General features: G+C 43.0%; 15 protein-coding genes, 1 tRNA gene and 1 pseudogene. 7 read left to right on the top strand and 10 right to left on the bottom strand.

Annotation, left to right across the window (positions count from 1 at the left end):
* Positions 1-84: 84 nt before the first annotated feature.
* Positions 85-315 (top strand): annotated as a pseudogene (locus F824_RS27695) (IS1595 family transposase); the annotation flags it as partial.
* Between the two features lie 255 nt (positions 316-570).
* On the opposite strand, the gene F824_RS28235 reads toward F824_RS27695, so the two are convergent.
* Complete coding sequence (locus F824_RS28235; protein ID WP_211218917.1) at positions 571-963, bottom strand: hypothetical protein; 393 nt, start codon at positions 961-963, stop codon at positions 571-573.
* Positions 964-1,384: 421 nt separating this feature from the next.
* A tRNA-Met gene (locus F824_RS0104700) sits at positions 1,385-1,457 on the bottom strand.
* A 141-nt stretch (positions 1,458-1,598) separates the two neighbouring features.
* Here F824_RS0104700 and era point away from each other — a divergent pair.
* The 4 genes from era (at position 1,599) to F824_RS0104680 (ending at position 4,793) form a co-directional block, all read left to right on the top strand.
* A complete protein-coding gene (gene era, locus F824_RS0104695) occupies positions 1,599-2,489 on the top strand; it encodes a GTPase Era (RefSeq protein ID WP_019596707.1) in 891 nt (296 codons plus the stop codon).
* Positions 2,490-2,501: 12 nt separating this feature from the next.
* Positions 2,502-3,815: a ribosome biogenesis GTPase Der gene (gene der, locus F824_RS0104690; protein WP_019596706.1), complete on the top strand. Its 1,314-nt coding sequence runs from the start codon at positions 2,502-2,504 to the stop codon at positions 3,813-3,815.
* Between the two features lie 80 nt (positions 3,816-3,895).
* Positions 3,896-4,087, top strand: coding sequence for a hypothetical protein (locus F824_RS0104685; RefSeq protein WP_019596705.1), 192 nt, complete (start codon positions 3,896-3,898; stop codon positions 4,085-4,087).
* 79 nt (positions 4,088-4,166) lie between these two features.
* Entirely contained in the window at positions 4,167-4,793 is a 627-nt protein-coding gene (locus F824_RS0104680; protein ID WP_019596704.1) for a SprT-like domain-containing protein, read from the top strand.
* Here F824_RS0104680 and scpB read toward each other — a convergent pair whose 3' ends face one another.
* The 3 genes from scpB to F824_RS25555 form a co-directional block, all read right to left on the bottom strand.
* Positions 4,794-5,354: an SMC-Scp complex subunit ScpB gene (gene scpB, locus F824_RS0104675; RefSeq protein ID WP_026333498.1), complete on the bottom strand. Its 561-nt coding sequence runs from the start codon at positions 5,352-5,354 to the stop codon at positions 4,794-4,796.
* Positions 5,355-5,738: a TraR/DksA family transcriptional regulator gene (locus F824_RS0104670; RefSeq protein ID WP_019596702.1), complete on the bottom strand. Its 384-nt coding sequence runs from the start codon at positions 5,736-5,738 to the stop codon at positions 5,355-5,357.
* 334 nt (positions 5,739-6,072) lie between these two features.
* A complete protein-coding gene (locus tag F824_RS25555) occupies positions 6,073-9,420 on the bottom strand; it encodes a lamin tail domain-containing protein (protein ID WP_019596700.1) in 3,348 nt (1,115 codons plus the stop codon).
* Positions 9,421-9,611: 191 nt separating this feature from the next.
* Here F824_RS25555 and F824_RS0104655 point away from each other — a divergent pair, with 191 nt between their 5' ends.
* Both F824_RS0104655 and F824_RS0104650 read left to right on the top strand, forming a co-directional pair.
* Positions 9,612-10,601, top strand: coding sequence for an aspartate-semialdehyde dehydrogenase (locus tag F824_RS0104655; protein ID WP_019596699.1), 990 nt, complete (start codon positions 9,612-9,614; stop codon positions 10,599-10,601).
* A gap of 1 nt (position 10,602) precedes the next feature.
* The gene (locus F824_RS0104650) at positions 10,603-11,811 is read left to right on the top strand and encodes a class I SAM-dependent methyltransferase (RefSeq protein ID WP_019596698.1); all 1,209 of its coding nucleotides are present in this window, start codon (positions 10,603-10,605) and stop codon (positions 11,809-11,811) included.
* A 4-nt stretch (positions 11,812-11,815) separates the two neighbouring features.
* Here the strand turns inward: F824_RS0104650 and F824_RS0104645 are convergent, their stop codons facing one another.
* From F824_RS0104645 to F824_RS27920, 5 genes are all read right to left on the bottom strand, one after another.
* Positions 11,816-12,073, bottom strand: a complete 258-nt coding sequence (locus tag F824_RS0104645; protein WP_026333497.1) for a DUF4834 family protein — start codon at positions 12,071-12,073, stop codon at positions 11,816-11,818.
* Positions 12,074-12,142: 69 nt separating this feature from the next.
* A complete protein-coding gene (carB, locus tag F824_RS0104640; protein ID WP_019596696.1) occupies positions 12,143-14,962 on the bottom strand; it encodes a carbamoyl-phosphate synthase large subunit in 2,820 nt (939 codons plus the stop codon).
* A 413-nt stretch (positions 14,963-15,375) separates the two neighbouring features.
* Positions 15,376-16,266, bottom strand: coding sequence for a YitT family protein (locus F824_RS0104635; protein WP_026333496.1), 891 nt, complete (start codon positions 16,264-16,266; stop codon positions 15,376-15,378).
* 36 nt (positions 16,267-16,302) lie between these two features.
* Positions 16,303-17,343 carry an adenylate/guanylate cyclase domain-containing protein gene (locus F824_RS0104630; protein ID WP_019596694.1) on the bottom strand — a complete coding sequence of 347 codons (1,041 nt, stop codon included), beginning with the start codon at positions 17,341-17,343 and terminating at the stop codon, positions 16,303-16,305.
* 4 nt (positions 17,344-17,347) lie between these two features.
* Positions 17,348-17,572, bottom strand: a complete 225-nt coding sequence (locus F824_RS27920; RefSeq protein WP_019596693.1) for a response regulator — start codon at positions 17,570-17,572, stop codon at positions 17,348-17,350.
* Positions 17,573-17,617 lie beyond the last annotated feature (45 nt).

Here is a 17,617-nt window from a genome sequence, read left to right as displayed (position 1 = left end):
AACACAAGTTCATAGTTAATAAAAATCTAACTTAAATTCGTCCTGAATATCTTATTTTTTTGAAACAAAACTATCCTACAAAATCTAAACGATTGTATTCATGTCCATGTCAGAGAAATCTATGTAACAGACAAAGGCAAGTTTAACCTCACATGGGTACAAATTGCCATCAGTAAAATAAAGAAACAGCTGCAAACCTACCATATGATCAGTGAACGAATGTTTATAAAACATCTAGATAAGTTTTGATATAAGCTGAACAAAAGACACTTCGGTCAAAAGCTTTTTGACAGGCTCATCATTTCTTCAATATAAACTTACTGGCCTGATTGCGGATAATCATATTCCAAAATAATCGATTCCAAAGTTTTACTTTTCGCTATTCAATTTTTGATTTGGGGCAAATTGGTTGTTGGTTTACTGGATAATTGAGGTTTGAAAATTATGTTTAATTTTTCCGTCCCACTGTAAGAGCTCTTTTTCTTGAGGGGTTGTAAAAAAAATTAATCAGAAGAAAGAATGAAAAGGATAGAAATATTCGAATATAGGTTGAGTTTTTTTAATAAATACTTAATCTCCGCATTCCAATGAAAAGTCCGTTATAAAAACAGATCTGGAAGGTTCAGCTGTCATAGTGGTACAAATATTCTTCTCTTCAGGAAGTAACTCTCTGAACTCAAAGAAGAAACTCTGACCTAATTTTGGCTCCTCAATCGGCTCTCCAAAATATTCGTAAAATGCACTCCCTATAGGTATCCTGGCAGCGATTACATTTTCAACCCTACCTGCTCCGCTTTCCATAAAAGAATTCACTGAACGATTTGTTACTTTAATAACAAATCCATCACATGCGTAAGATTGGATCTTTCCCTGATAAGCCAAACACTCTTGCTGCTGATCCGTGCATCGGCAAAGGCAACCAATCACAAAGATCCAAATGGAAATGTTCAAAAATGGTTTCATAGTATGTTTTATAGGTAATAAGACGAGAGTACTCCTTAGTTCGCTACAAGCTCAACGAAAATTGCTTTGTTATCCCTGACCATGAGATGGGATATACCGTTGCGGTATGAATCAATTGACTAATGCCCTTCCAAAGAATCTTTTCCAGATTGAGATTGATGTAGTGCCTTCCTTTCCGATTAATGCACAAATAAATCACCTCTCCCTCGGAGGATTTCTTGCTCTTGGAATTCAAAACAGCAGAGATTTTGAAATCTATCATGGTTCAAAACACCTAGAAAAATTAAGAAGGACAAGAAGGGGGACAAAAAAGGGGACAAAATCATTGGAATTTAACAGAATCAAACAGATTCGAAATAGTGCTAAATGCCTGAAAAACAAAAAACTCCGAACAATTTTTACATTGTTCGGAGTCTAAAAGTAGCGGGAACAGGACTCGAACCTGTGACCTTCGGGTTATGAGCCCGACGAGCTACCAACTGCTCCATCCCGCGATATATCTTTGTAATTATTGGTATCGATCTGAAAATTAAAGGGGCTTCAAATCATTTTTTGACGCCTTGTCCTTTATTGTGATACAAAGGTAAATAGATATTCTATAAAATCAAGTACCTTTGCAAAAAAAAATTATTGTCATGACTGAAATCACACACAAAGCTGGCTTTGTCAATATCATCGGAAAACCCAATGTAGGCAAATCCACGCTCATGAATGTGCTTATAGGTGAAAGACTTTCGATCATCTCCTCCAAGGCACAAACGACCCGTCACAGGATCATGGGCCTGATCAATGACGACAACTATCAGATTGTTTTTTCCGATACCCCCGGAATGCTGAAGCCCAAGTACGAGCTTCACAAAAGCATGATGAGTTTTGTCAACATCTCCCTGGAGGATGCAGATGTGATCCTTTTCGTAACCGATCTATTTGAAACTGAAGAAGAAATAGAAGACGTAATTGAAAAGATCAACCAATCCGGTACTCCTGTACTTCTGGTCATCAACAAAATTGATCTTTCCAAGGAAAATCAATTGGAAGAGGTGACTGCCTACTGGACCCAAAGATTAAAAGCCGAAACGGTAATCCCCATTTCGGCCACAGAAAGTTTTAACACAGAGCGTATTCTCCAGGAAATCCTTGACAGGCTTCCTGACCATCCCCCATTTTACGACAAAGCCGAACTTACCGACAAGCCGGAACGTTTCTTTGCTTCTGAAATCATCCGGGAGAAAATCTTCAACAATTATAAAAAAGAAATCCCCTACAGCACTGAAGTGGCGATTGAGGACTTTTATGAGGATGAGAAAATCATACGGATCCGAGCCATTATCTACGTCGAGAGAGAAAGCCAAAAAGGCATCATCATCGGTGAAGGTGGAAAGGCACTGAAAAGAGTGGGTATCCAAGCCCGTGCTGAAATGGAAAAGTTCTTCGGAAAGAAAATCTTCCTGGAAACCTACGTGAAGGTGGAAGACGACTGGAGAAAAAATAAATTGAAATTGAAAAAATTTGGTTACGACCAATAAGATAAAAACAGAATGGCAAATATAGTAGCGATAGTGGGTAGACCCAATGTTGGGAAGTCTACCTTTTTCAATAGGTTAGTAGAGGAGCGAAAAGCCATCGAAGACAACATGAGCGGTGTCACCAGAGACCGCCATTACGGGCATGCTCAGTGGGGAGGAAAATTTTTCTCCGTGATCGATACCGGTGGATATGTCATCGGATCAGAAGATATATTTGAATCAGAAATCAGAAAACAAGTGAAACTTGCCTTGGATGAGGCCAGCGTGATTTTGTTTGTGGTGGATTGTTTCGAAGGAGTGACAGAACTGGATTTGGAATTCGCCAAAGTACTCAGGAAGACCAAAAAACCTATTTTCATTGTCGCCAACAAGGCCGACAATACAGAAAGGTTGTTGATGGCTACAGAATTCTACAGCCTGGGACTTGGTGACAACGAAGTGTATCCCATCGCTGCGGTCAGTGGAAGTGGCACAGGAGACCTCTTGGATGCAGTCATCAAGGAATTTCCCGACGAAGGAGACGAAGATCCAGATGCAGGAGTGCCAAAAATCGCCATCCTCGGCCGACCAAACGTGGGTAAATCCTCTTTCCTCAACACCCTTTTGGGCACAGAACGCTCCATCGTCACCGACGAAGCAGGAACCACCCGTGATGCCATCCACACCAGATACAAACTCTTCGGTCAGGATTTCATCATCACCGATACGGCAGGAATCAGGAAAAAAGCCAAAGTACATGAAGATATCGAGTTTTACTCCGTCATGCGCTCGCTGAGAACATTGGAAGAATCCGATGTACTGATCATCATGATCGACGCCACCAGAGGACTTGAGGCACAGGACAGCAACTTGATCTCCTTGGGGATAAAAAATAACAAAGGCATCATGATTGTTGTCAACAAATGGGATTTGATCGAAAAGGATCACAAAACCATGGACAAATTCAAGGAAGACATGCTTGAAAAACTTGGCGAAAACAGATGGATACCCATCATTTTCACTTCGGTGGTCAACAAACAAAGGATTTTGCAGGCAATAGAACTGGCTGTAAAGGTGTATGAAAACAAGACCCGAAAAATCCCTACGTCGAAATTGAATGACATCATCTTGGCGGAAATCGAAAGATATCCTCCACCAGCCTGGAAAGGGAAGTATATCAAAATCAAATACATCACCCAACTTCCGACAAGAAATCCGGTGATTGCTTTCTTCTGTAACCTTCCACAATACATCAAGGCGCCTTATACACGATATTTGGAAAACAGAATCAGGGAAAACTTTGATTTTGAGGGCGTTCCAATCAAGGTGACTTACAAAAAGAAATAAAAAATATTTGATCGATTGCTTGATAGTTACATGAATGGTCGTAAATTTGCATCCTTGAATTAAGAAACAAACAAAAAAACATGAAAAAGGTATTTGCATTATTCGCTGTAGCTGGTATGTTGTTCACTGCATCTTGCGGAAACAAAGAAGTTTCAGAAGAGACTACTGAAGTTGAAGTAGTCATTGAAGAAACTCCTGAAGTTATTGAAGAAGCTACTGAAGAAGTACTTGAAGATTCAACTGAAAATGTTGAAGTTGTAGTTGAAGGTTAATTCCTCACTCTTCAAAAAAAATTAAAAACCCCGCATCTGCGGGGTTTTTTTTTGATCAATCCTATTTATCTTTGAGTGGATGAGTACTGCCCAAAAAATCTTCAATTCCCTAAACCTTCATCTTCCCGAGAATTCCGTTCAATATTGCTGGGATCTTTGGAACGAGGACCCTTTCAATTTTTTGATCACCAAGAGCAGAAGCACCAAGTTGGGTGATTTTAGGTATAGGAAGGATAGACCCATCCAGACCATCACAATCAATTCAGACCTCAATACCTTTCAATTCCTGATCACCTACATCCATGAGGTTGCACACCATCGGGCATTCAAGAATTATGGCATTGCGATCAAGCCACACGGGTTGGAATGGAAAAAAACTTTTCAGGAAATCATTTCGCCTATGCTGTCAGATTTGGTCTTCCCCAAAGACATCCTCATCCCTCTCAAAAGACACATGCTCAATCCAAAAGCGAGTACAGGCGCAGATCTCTTTTTAAATAGGGAAATCAAGAAATACAATCTCCAAAACCAGGAACCGGGACATTCACTATTGAATGATATAAAACTGGGGTCAATTTTTGAATTGAAAGGACGGAAATTCCAAAAGGAAACTGTACGAAGAACAAGGGTTCTTTGCATTGAAATTCCCTCCGGAAAAAAATACCTCATCTCCGCACATGCAGAAGTCAGAAAAATTGAGGCATAACTACTCTTTCTCCTCTCCGATCTGGTTTTCTTCCTGAGAAAAATCCTTGGGCTGAGGAAGGTCCTTCAATGCATTGATGCCAAAATATTCCATGAATTTATCACTTGTTCCATAAAGCATAGGCCTGCCCACCCCTTCCGATTTTCCTTTGATCGCAACCAATTCCTTCTCCAATAATTTCTGGACAGAATAATCACAATTCACGCCGCGAATCTGTTCAATTTCGGATTTGGTAACCGGTTGTTTGTAGGCAATAATGGAAAGTGTCTCCATTTGAGCCGTGGAGAGTCTTTTGTGCGATTGTTGTTTGAGCAATATGGAAATGCTGGCTTTGTAGGCCGGCTTGGTCAAAAATTGATACCCACCACCTAAATGCTCCAAGGAAAACGAAAAATCATCCTCTTGGTACTTGTTGCGCAAAGTCAAAATAGCTGCTTTGATGTGCTCATTCGGGACTTCACTTTCAAACATTTCCGTTAGACACTTTTGAATCTCCTCAATGCCTAACGGAGATGGTGAACAAAATATCAAAGCTTCAATATGCTTGGGAAGAAAATCCACTTATTTTTTCGCGAGCTTGGCTTCAATTGAATGCATGGTGTGCGGAACGGCCCTTAACCTTTCCTTGGGAATCAACTTCCCTGTATCCACACAAACCCCGTATGTTGCATTTTTAATACGGACAAGGGCATTTTCGAGATTGGTGATGAATTTTTGTTGCCTAGCAGCAAGTTGACTCAAGCTTTCCCTTTCCAAAGTGTCTGCTCCATCTTCCAGCAATTTTGATGTTGATGAAGTGAAATCAGTTCCGGTATCGTTTTTTTTGCTCAAGGTTTCTTTTAGAGAGACCAGTTCTTCTTTGGCTATTGCCAATTTTCCCAAAATAAGTTCTTCGAATTCCTTAAGCTCTTCTGGAGCGTAAGCTGTTTTTTCTACCTGGTTCATATCTTTGTCGTTAAAGAAGTGTTTTTTTGATCTTTAGATCTCAATCAAAAAGTCCTCTAAAATACACCAAGCAATTTGAAATAAAAAAAAAACCGTCTTTCGACGGCTTTTTAATTTATAGAGAGATTTTGCAACCTCTTCTGCAGTAGCTTTTCATCCATCGCCAAATTGTACTTTATTCTCAGGTATCGCTGGATAACCTTTAGATTCTTGCCCTTTTTTAGGAAATAGGTCTTTAATGTTTGGGTGATTAGGTCATTTTCCATAAGAGCTTTGTTTTAATTGATTTTCACTTTCTAATATAGTACTTTTTACCTTAAATTTTCATTTTTTTTTAAAATTTGGATCCAACAACAACAGTTTTCTTGATCCGACTGACATTTCCATTTAGATCAAAAATTTCTACCCAAACGATGTAATAACCTGGCCTGACTTTTCTTCCTCCTTGATCTGTGCCCTCCCAGGTATAAAACCCGGAATCTCCCCAAATCTCCCCCTGTGCCAATTCCTTCACCAGTTTCCCATCTATCCCGTAGATCCTGATGGTCGCCAAATTACCGGATTGTTCCATTTTGTAGGAGATGGTGGTGAAATTCTGCTGTCCCAGAGCATCTGGGGCAAATACCTTTGGTTGAACATGAATGCCAAATTCCCCCTCTTCTGTATATACTTGCGAGTTTTTATATCCCGGAGTGGCAAACCCCTCAGAGGCCGAGGCAGAATGCCAATTGCTTGGCTTTTCAATTTGAACTGAAGCAGACAACCTTTCCAATGAGACTCCCCTGGTTTCCTTCAATAGGGCATGGTGCATCTTGTCTGAATAGGAAAAATGCTCCTTGATGCTTTCATCAGGATTCAGAAAAACAACATTCCCAGCAGCTATCGGATAACTTGGCAATGCTGCCAATTCCACAAACCTGCCGGCATCCCCCTTTGGGTATTCGGATTTTAACTTTTTAGCATCCGTAGTGAACACCATATAGGAAAAAGGATCCACCAGTTGGTCTTCATGAAACAATACCGTACGGTTGGCCACAAGGCCATCGTTGTCCAGATTGGCCAGTTTCCAATCCCTCAAGTTCAGGTATTTTCCAGAGGCATTGTAAATTTCCACAAATTTGGGAAAACCCGTCCTTGGATTGAAAAGGACTTCATTGAGAATCAAATCCCCCAAAACCGCCTCCGAAGGAATGGCAAAAAACATCTCATTGTGCTCCGGACTGATCAGATTACCGACACAATCCCTGACATTTCCCACCTGAATGGAATACCTCGTCCCCTCTTTCAGTTCCTCCCCAAATGTCACAATCACAGATAATCCATTGGCCGATAAGGAAAAATTTTTCAGGGGTAGATTTGGCACAAAGGACAATTTTGCGGCTGCCAAATCTGCAGCCAAGGATTTTGAAAACAAAAGTACCACCGCAGAATCCCCGACAGCCCTTGCCTGAAGCAATCTCGGAGCAATTCTGTCCGGCGTATCGTCAAAAACGGAATTGATCTTTCCTGGCGTCCCACGATTTGGAGACAAGGAAGGTTTTAGGTTGGAAGTCGCATGGCAAGGATAATATGGATTGACGATTTCCAGACTGTAGCCTCCCTGAGCGATCGCAGAACCCCCATAACTTAAGGTAGAATATAGGAGGCTGTCCACAATATTCCCCGTTCTGTCAAGCAATCTGAGGTGATCTCCGGCATTGAGCAATGTTGGCCAATTCGTCAAACCCAACACCTTCCCAAATTCAACAAACTGACTCGCTTGTGTTCTGGACACCAAAAGTACATATCCACCAGGCCCCAGTGTATCTGCCGGCAAAACCGTCGCGCTTCTGGAATTGGCCAGTGACAATCCTCCAAGGGAAATCCATTCTTGGCTCACATTCAAGAGCTCGATATATTCCACATTGGGCAAAATATTTTCATCCCTAGGCGCAGCCATCACCTCATTGATGATCAGGGATTTGAAAACCAAGCGGTCCGGATCCTTGAAGAGGAAAGGAAATGCGCTTGGGACAATAAAATTTCCTGCCCGATCCGGAATCTGGCTGATCTCAAGCACATAGTTTGCCTGGTCCAAGAAGGATTGCTCCCACACCAAAACCACCTGACTAGGATTTTCCTGAAGAATGACCGATTCGGGTTGTTTTCCTCCTAGGGTATAATTTTGGGGCATGGACGCAAACACCGGATCGATTGGCTCCGAAAAAGTCAAGAGAAGTTTCTTTGGCCCTATGCCGATTGCGCTGACCAAAGTCGGCGAGGTCTTATCCCAGACGATTTCCTTTTTGGAACCAGGAATCCAAATCCCCCTTCGACTCCTTCTAGGAGGTATGGAAAAGAGATATTGAAGGTTTTCCTCCATTTCTCTATTCAAAGAAAGGGAAAGTACCCTCAAGTCATCAGGCACTTCCAAGCGCTGGAAAGTAAAATCCTGATCCGCAATCCTGAAACGTTCCAGGTCCAGTACATCCATGTCCAACTCGAGATCATGGATGAGTTGGATCGTCTTGGAATCCTTGGCAAAGACAGCCTCCAAGTAGTCGTCGTAATAGATTTCCCGCTTTTGGTTTTGACCCTCCTTCCCATTTGTTCCTTTGTTACTGAACACGGTGATCTCATGAAGTTGCGATAGGGGAAGTGGATTGTCCAACAGCAGCTCCACTTCAAACAGATTTTCCATCAGCAAAATATCCACAGGGCTTCGTCCATTGACTTGGTAAAGTGAAGTCTGCGAAGTGACCGCCGGGTCAAAAAACCGGCTGAAGCTGAGCCTAATCCTTTCCGGTCCCACAATCAATACTTCCCCAAGGGAAATGGTATCGTTTCGTATCTCCAGCGATAGATCCGTGGTCAAATCTCCGTTTTTGGCAGTCACATTTTGAAGGATGATTTGTTGGGAATCGGCTACAATTGGCTCATTGAAATGTAAGACGAAGGTGGAATCGGTGGGAAAAGCGAGCCTTGATAGGGAATTGCCCTGCAAAGTCACTTGCTCCTGGGCAAGGCCTTTGATTTCTTGATCCATTTTAAGGAACACAGAAAATGGATTCAGCAATCGTTTTTCCAATACACGGATTTGCCCACGGGGCATTGGACTGGAAGCAAGTCCAAAATCATCCATTAAAAACCTGGCAGCCGACCCGGAACCTAGCCCATAAAGCACCTCTATTTTGACGACCAATTTGGCTTCACTTTGTAGCAATTGGGGGATGGGGATTTCAAAAAATGCGTACTCTGAATTTTTGTTTTGGAAGGTTCCGTTTTCTCCTACCTGCGTTCGAAATTGGAATTCCGCTCCCTGGTTTTTGGAAAAGGAGAGAAAAACAGAAACAGGTCTGGTGCCCGACCCATTCTGTTTGGTTTTGGCATAAAACCCAATTGCTGGAGATGGAAATGTACCCAAAATGATTTCGGTAAAAATCTCGGCATTGAATGAACCGATGGTTTGGACGGCTAAAGCATTTGACCCATTTTTCCCTTCCCCTTTGGCATGAAAAACCCTTGAGGAACTTGCGCTGACCACATTGGCTGACCAATTGGGCAAAAATGTTTCAGGATGATTGACGATCGCAAACTCATTTTCAAAGCCTTGTACCTGTGCAAACGCATTGCACGAAGTCGAAAAAAGCAGGGCGAGAAGGCCAAAAGCGCCAAAACACCAAGAAAAACCCAAATTTCCCATAAAAATAAATTTAAAAAATAGTTTTTAAATGGGCTTCAAAATAAACGTTTACCCGACTAAGCTTGCGTTTTTTGCAACAATCGGGACATTCGTTTGATATTAAAGTAATTATCGCATCAATAATTAGCACAAATGGGAATTCTTACCTTACATTTGCAGGGCATATTTAACCATCATTAAAATCCATAAGCATGAAACTCGCAGTTGTGGGAGCTACCGGTCTGGTAGGCTCAGAAATCCTCGAGGTGCTGCATGAGCACCAATTCCAATTTGACGAATTACTTTTGGTCGCCAGCGAAAGATCTGCGGGCAAAAAAATCACTTACCAAGGTAAGGAACATACAGTCGTTGGATTGAAACAGGCAATTTCTGAGAAACCGGACATTGCTATTTTTTCGGCAGGCGGAAGTACATCTCTGGAATGGGCACCTCAGTTTGCGGCAGTAGGCACGGTCGTCATCGACAATTCCTCTGCCTGGAGAATGGATCCAAGCAAAAAATTGGTGGTTCCTGAAATCAACGCCTCTGAATTGACGAAAGAGGACAAAATCATTGCAAATCCAAATTGCTCCACCATTCAGATGGTATTGGCTTTGGATCCCCTTCGGAAAAAATATGGTATAAAACGTGTCGTGGTATCCACCTATCAATCCGTCACCGGAACCGGCAAAGCCGCAGTGGACCAAATGATGGCGGAAAGAAACGGAGAAACTCCTGAAATGGTCTATCCACACAAAATTGACTTGAACGTCCTTCCCCATATCGATGTATTCCAGGAAAACGGATACACCAAGGAAGAAATGAAAATGATCAAGGAGACCAAAAAGATCTTCAGCGATGACAGCATCCAAGTCACTGCTACCACAGTCAGAATCCCAACCATGGGCGGACATTCCGAATCAGTCAACGTGGAATTCAACAATGATTTTGATTTGGCTGAGGTTAGGGAATTGCTTTCCAATGCCCCGGGAATCGTCGTACAGGATGATCCGGCCAACAATATTTACCCCATGCCATTGACGGCGCACAAGAAGGACGATGTATTTGTCGGCCGATTGAGAAGAGACGAATCCCAGCCAAACACACTCAACATGTGGATAGTGGCCGATAATTTAAGAAAAGGCGCTGCAACAAATGCGGTACAAATCGCGGATTATCTGATAAAAAAAGGATTGGTCTAAATTGGACTTCAAAAGCCTCCATACCGAAGCTTTGAAAAAATTCGTGCAGGATCATCTTCAAGAAGATCCTGCACTTTTACTTTTTAAATATCAGGGGAAAACGGATTTTGACCTGAAAACTGCCGTACAGCAAATTTCTGCCCGACAAAAGGCCAAAAAAAAACTCCCCACCTGGGCAGCAAATCCAGAGGTTATATTTCCAGCGGGGATTTCGGTGGAGCAATGCTCTTCAGAAGAAACCGCAAAGTTTAAAGCCGAATTCGTTTCAGGCAGAGGTTTTCTGGACATGACCGGAGGATTTGGCGTGGACACTTTTTTTATTGGGCAGCATTTCGACACCGTCACTTATTTTGAGCGAAATGAAAGCCTTGCGGCGATCGTCCAACAAAATTTTGAGCTCTTGCAGCCGAATAAATTTGCGGTCCATTCCGGGGATGCCATCACGTTCCTGCGAACTACTCCCCACTATTTTGACCTGATCTATCTTGACCCGGCCCGACGGGGAGACCATAACCAGAAACTCTATAAATTCTCGGATTGCGAACCGGATGTAACGGACCTCTGGGATTTGTTGACCAATAAGGCAAACCAAATACTGGTCAAGGCCTCTCCTATTCTTGAAATCAAGAGTGCATTGAAAGAACTGCCCAAAATCCAAAAAATATGGGTCTTATCGGTCAAAAACGAAGTGAAGGAAATCCTGCTTTACTGGAGCAATGCCGAAGCTGAAAACGAGCCAGAAATCATCTGTACGGATTTGACCCCCGAAGGAAAACAGACCTTTGCATTTACTTATAATGAGGAAGAAACCGCGAACGCCATATTTGGGGCAACGGGCAAGTATTTGATCGAACCCAATGCATCCCTGCTGAAAGCCGGGGCTTTCAAATCCTTTTCAGAAAGGTTTCAACTGAAGAAACTGCATCCCAACAGTCATCTGTATACCACCGATGTATTGGAGGAGCGCATTCCAGGAAGGGTTTTTGAGGTAATCGGGGAAGTGAAGGCAGACAAAAAAGAGCTGAAGAAAAAATTCCCAAAGGGTATTGTCAATGTTATCACCCGGAACTATTCCCTGAAAGCGGAAGCCTTCAAAAACAAATTCAACCTCAAAGATGGAGGCCATGAATTCTTAATTGGAACCAAAGAAGGGGAGAAATACAGGGTGTACCATTGCAAACCCTTTTCCCAAAAAAATCAAAACCTTTGATCTTCTATTCTTTTACTTCTTCATAATCGACATAATCCCCGCCCCTGATTTCCTTGGATTTTCTTTCCTTGAAATCCGTCGGGACAAAATCAACGTTCACGCTTCCATCGGCAGGCCTCTTTCTCCGCTGTTCTTCTTTCTGGAGATTATCGGAATGCGCCACAAATTGTTTCAACTTGCTTCTGAGGAAAAACCCCATCAGCTTGGAAAAGATCCATGAGATGGCAATAAAAAAGAGCAATAATTTGAATACTAATCCCATATTTAAATTTTTTATTGGAAAAGGGAAGGAAGATTTTCCTCTTGGGATATCTTCCTTCCCCAAGCTTATTTATCTACTTAGGTACAAGTTCCTCTCGGAATAGATCTTCAGGAAATAATCATCCATCAGGTCATCGATGAAGTAAATCGCTTCACCCGTGGATTTCATCTCGGGTCCCAATTCCTTGTTCACGTTAGGAAATTTATGGAAAGAGAAAACCGGTTCTTTGATCGCATAACCCTTTTTGGTCGGGTTGAAAACAAAATCCGTCACTTTTTTCTCTCCTAACATAACCTTAACGGCATAATTGACATAGGGTTCCTGATATGCCTTACAAATAAAAGGAACAGTTCTGGAAGCCCTTGGATTGGCTTCAATCACATATACTTTGTCATTCTTGATGGCAAACTGGATGTTGATCAATCCTACAGTCCTGAGTGCAAGGGCGATTTTTTCTGTATAGCTCTCAATCTGGCGCATCACGAAATCCCCTAGGTTATAAGGAGGAAGCACAGCATAGGAATCACCCGAGTGGATACCCGCTGGCTCAATGTGCTGCATGATGCCGATAATATAGACATTTTCCCCATCGCAGATCGCATCCGCTTCGGCTTCAATGGCATTTTCAAGGAAATGATCCAACAAAATCTCGTTGTTGGGAATGTCCCGCAAGACTTCCACAACGTGCTCTTCCAGTTCCTTTTCGTTGATGACAATCTTCATTCCCTGACCACCCAATACATAGGAAGGTCTCACCAAAAGAGGGAAGCCTATCGTTTTGCAAAGCTCAAGTGCCTCATCCGTGCTGTGGATGGTGCCAAATTCCGGATAAGGGACATTGTTGTCCTTCAATAAGGTTGAAAATCTCCCTCTGTCCTCAGCCAAGTCGAGTGCTTCATAACTGGTGCCAAGGATTGGAATACCGAGTTTGTCCAGCTTTTCGGCAAGTTTCAAAGCTGTTTGACCGCCAAGTTGGACGATCACACCGACAGGGTTTTCCAAAAGAATGATTTCGTAAATATGTTCCCAAAATACAGGCTCGAAGTAGAGTTTATCGGAAATATCAAAATCAGTGGAAACCGTCTCAGGATTGCAGTTGATCATGATCGTTTCGTAACCGCATTCTTTGGCAGCCAAAACCCCATGGACACAGGAATAGTCAAACTCGATGCCTTGTCCGACACGATTGGGGCCGGAACCCAACACCACTACTTTTTTGCGGTCTGAAGGGATGGATTCGTTTTCTTCACCAAAGGTGGAGTAGAAATAAGGGGTTTTGGCTTCAAACTCAGCCGCACAGGTATCCACGAGTTTGTACACCCGCTTGATGCCCATTTCCTTGTACCTTTTGTTAAAAACCTCACTTTCCAAACAGCGCAGCAGATGGGCAATTTGACGGTCGGAATAGCCTTTTTTCTTGGCTGTTTCCATCAAATCCTTAGGAATGTTCTCCAAGGTATGTTTTTCAATTTCCCCTTCCAAAAGGATCAGTTCCTCAATCTGCTTGAGAAACCATTTGTCGATTTTGGTCAGGTCATGGATGGTTCTGAAGGAAATGCCCAACTTGAAGGCATCGTAAATATGAAAAAGCCTATCCCAACTTGCATTGGCCAGACTGTAAAGAATTTTTTCTTGGTCCCTGAGCTCTTTGCCGTCGGCACCCAAACCATTTCTCTTGATTTCCAGAGACTGACAGGCTTTTTGAAGCGCTTCTTGGAAATTTCGCCCGATACCCATTACTTCTCCAACGGATTTCATGGACAAGCCCAGTTTCTTATCCGAACCCTTGAATTTGTCAAAATTCCATCTTGGTATTTTGACAATTACATAATCGATGGCGGGTTCAAAAAATGCGGAGGTATTTCCTGTGATCGAATTGGGGATTTCATCCAGATTATAGCCAATGGCCAATTTGGCGGCTACTTTCGCAATCGGGTATCCTGTGGCCTTGGAGGCCAAAGCCGAGGAACGCGACACCCTCGGGTTGATTTCTATGCCGATGATGGTTTTGTTGTCCGGGCTGACGGAAAACTGCACGTTGCAGCCGCCCGCAAAATTACCGATCCCATTCATCATTTTGATTGCCTGGTTCCTAAGCTCCTGATAAACGGTATCAGGCAAAGTCATCGCCGGGGCTACTGTGATGGAATCCCCCGTGTGAATGCCCATTGGATCGAAGTTTTCGATCGAGCAGATTACCACCATGTTGCCGATACTGTCTCTCAGTACCTCCAACTCATATTCCTTCCAGCCCGTGATGCTTTGTTCGATCAATACCTCATGGGTTGGGGAAGCTTGCAATCCAGTGACAAGCGCTTTTTCAAAATCTTCTGCTCTCTCCACGAATCCTCCACCAGATCCACCCAATGTGTAGGAAGGACGGATCACCAAAGGGAAACCTATTTCTTGAGCGATTTCTTTTCCTTCGAGGAAGGAGGAGGCCGTATCACCGATACAAACGCCCACACCAAGCTTTTCCATCAAGGCCTTGAATTTCTCCCTGTTTTCGGCAGTTTCAATGGCATCGATATCCACACCGATCATGCGGATGTTGAATTTGTTCCAAATCCCGGCCTTGTCACAGTCAATGGCAAGGTTGAGGGCCGTTTGGCCGCCCATGGTTGGGAGCACACAGTCAATGTCCGGATGGTCCTGAAGGATTTTGATGATGGATTTCTTTTCCAGCGGGAGCAAATAAACATGATCTGCAGTGACGGGATCCGTCATGATCGTGGCAGGATTCGAATTGATCAGGGTGACGGTAATCCCTTCATCCCGGAGTGATCTGGAGGCTTGGGAGCCTGCATAATCAAATTCACAAGCTTGACCAATGACGATTGGACCTGAACCGATAATAAGTACGTGTTTGATACTGCTATCCTTAGGCATTAAGAACGGAGGTTTAGGAGGTTTATATATTGATGGCTAAATTGGTGCAAAATTAGGGAAATAATTTAAAGTAGCCCGATACATTGGGAAAAAAGCGAAATAAAACCCCGACCCTTGATCAATTGTTTTTTTTTTAATTTAAGCCGATTGATATTGAAAAGGCAAGAGGATTTCTTAAAACCAAGCCCTTTTGGATCAGTTCAACCCGTTTTATGCAGTACGAACGCCATTCAAGATTGTAATTGCTGAATTAAGCCGTCTTTGTTTTAATTTTTGACTTCACCAAATCAGTGATATGGGTAATTCTCCCAATAGCCTGATTTTCTTGCCGTTTCAGCCCCATTAGGAAGCCTCATGCATATTTCGGATTCAACCCATTTTTTGAAAAGCTGAGAGAATCTTCCCTTTTTTCCTTAATCATGGCCTGCTCTTTTTTTCATGACTCCTCCCTTTACCTCCTTGATACTTTGCACATAAAAGAAAGCATTTGGATCAATTTCCGCAGCAGCTTCCTTCATGCGGTGAATTTCCAGACGGGTCACGATGGTCATGATGATGTCACAGTCAAATTTGACATCGAAGCTTTTGGGCAAATAACCCCGCTCCCCTTTGTAGACCGATATCGCCTTCCCAAAATCCACTACCAGAAGTCTCTTGATGGCCCGGTGCTCCTTGGAAATGATGGTGAGTGCGGTGTATTCCTCAAAACCATCCACCACGTAGTCCGAGGTTTTCATAGCCGTGAAGTAAACGAGTATGGAATACATGGCGGTTTCAATCCCAAATTCGTAGGCAGCGCCCAAGATAATCAAGGTGTTCAAGACCAAGATGATCTCCCCTGAGCTGAACCCTGATTTTTTTTGGGTGTAGTAGCCGATGACCTCAAGGCCGTCGATGACACCCCCACCCCTGATGACAAAGCCAATTCCAAGTCCAATAAAAAAGCCCCCGAATACCGCAATCAGGACCTTGTCGGTGGTGAAAGGCTGGATATGAAAGAAGTACATCCCCAAGGCCAGCAATATAACCGCAATAGTCGCCTTGATCCCAAAGGTGTAGCCTATTTTCCTGAACCCGATAATCAAAAAGGGAATATTAAAAAAAACGAGAAGAAAACTGATGTGTATGTTTGAAAACCCTGTTGCCAGAATAGAGAGACCCGTGACCCCTCCATCCAAAAAATTATTGGGCACCATAAAGCCCTGAAGGCCTACCACCGCAAAAAAGACCCCAATGAGTGTGAATAAAATAGATTTGGGATTAAAAATGGACTTCCAGTTAATTTTCTTTTTCGTATTCATCATTTGATTGGGGATTATGCTTGTTTGAGCCGCCTGTTTCTACTCGATCACTTCAAAGGCTTTTATGGAATTTTTTTTGTTTTTCAGACTCAAAAGCCCTACTTCTCGGCATTTAAAGGAGTCTTTTACTTGGAGGTAGCAATCCTCCGATATCAAGATCTGGTTTTTGCTGGCAGCGGTCTGCAAGCGTGAGGCCACGTTGACCGTGTCCCCGATAACTGTGTAATCCAATCTTTTGAGGGTAACGGAGCCTATATTTCCCCAGACCATCCCTCCCGTATTGATGCCAATGGAAACCTCAGGTTGGTAGGACCCTGACTCGATTTTTCCGCCGACTTCCTTTATTTTTTCTTTGATGGAAAGGCAGGCATCAATCGCTCTGTCCAGGTGATAATCTCCCCAAAAAGTGGCCATTATCGCATCTCCCATAAATTTGTCCACCACACCATTTTCCCTGATAATTTCCTTCACCATGATATCGAAATAAGTATTCAATAGCTCCACTACTCTATTGGCTGGCTCATTTTCGGAAATGGAAGTAAACCCGCAAATATCAATAAACACCACGGATCCCTGCATGAATTCATTGTGTGCAAGAATGTTGTCGATTTTCTTTCCACCCATAAAGTTGAGGACATTCTCATCCACATACATCTTGAGGATGTTATTTTCCTTCACTGTTTTAAGCATTTCGCGGATGGTTTGTACATGCTTGAAGGTCTTGTCGATGGTGATTTCCAAGTCTGGGAAATTGACCGGCTTTGTGACAAAGTCAAATGCGCCCCTATTCATCGCCGTGCGGATATTGTCCATATCACCGTAAGCCGATACCATCACGGATTTCAGCAAAACGTCCTGCTCATTGAGCTTGCTGAGCAGGGTGAGGCCGTCCATTTCGGGCATGTTGATGTCGCTGAGCACGATGTCCACGTCGGGGTGTTCCAAAAGCTTATCCAGCGCATCCCGTCCGTTATAGGCGAAGACAAACTCGTATTCATTCTGTCTGATTTTTTGCCTGAACTTCTGTTTGATCAGAACTTCCAAATCCACTTCATCATCCACTACAAGTATTTTGACCATTGTTTTATTTGTTAATGGGTTTTGCTATTTTCACCTTGAGTGAATCAAAAAGTATTGTCTTGGCAATAAACTCTTTGGAGCCGGAACTGACCCCCTTGTGGTGGTTTGCTTCGTCTCCGTATGCTGCAATCATGCTTTCATTGATTGCGGTTTGTTTGGCTTTGACTAGTCTCAGCAGTTCCAAGCCAGCCATCCCGGACATGCTGATATCTGAAAAGGCATCCCTCACTTTGGGGGCTTTTCTTTCCCAAGGAACACCAAATCATTTTGCCTA

Origin of the sequence: Rhodonellum psychrophilum GCM71 = DSM 17998, from assembly GCF_000381545.1 — a bacterium.
Lineage (GTDB): Bacteria > Bacteroidota > Bacteroidia > Cytophagales > Cyclobacteriaceae > Rhodonellum > Rhodonellum psychrophilum.
This window is presented reverse-complemented; position numbering and strand designations above follow the sequence as displayed.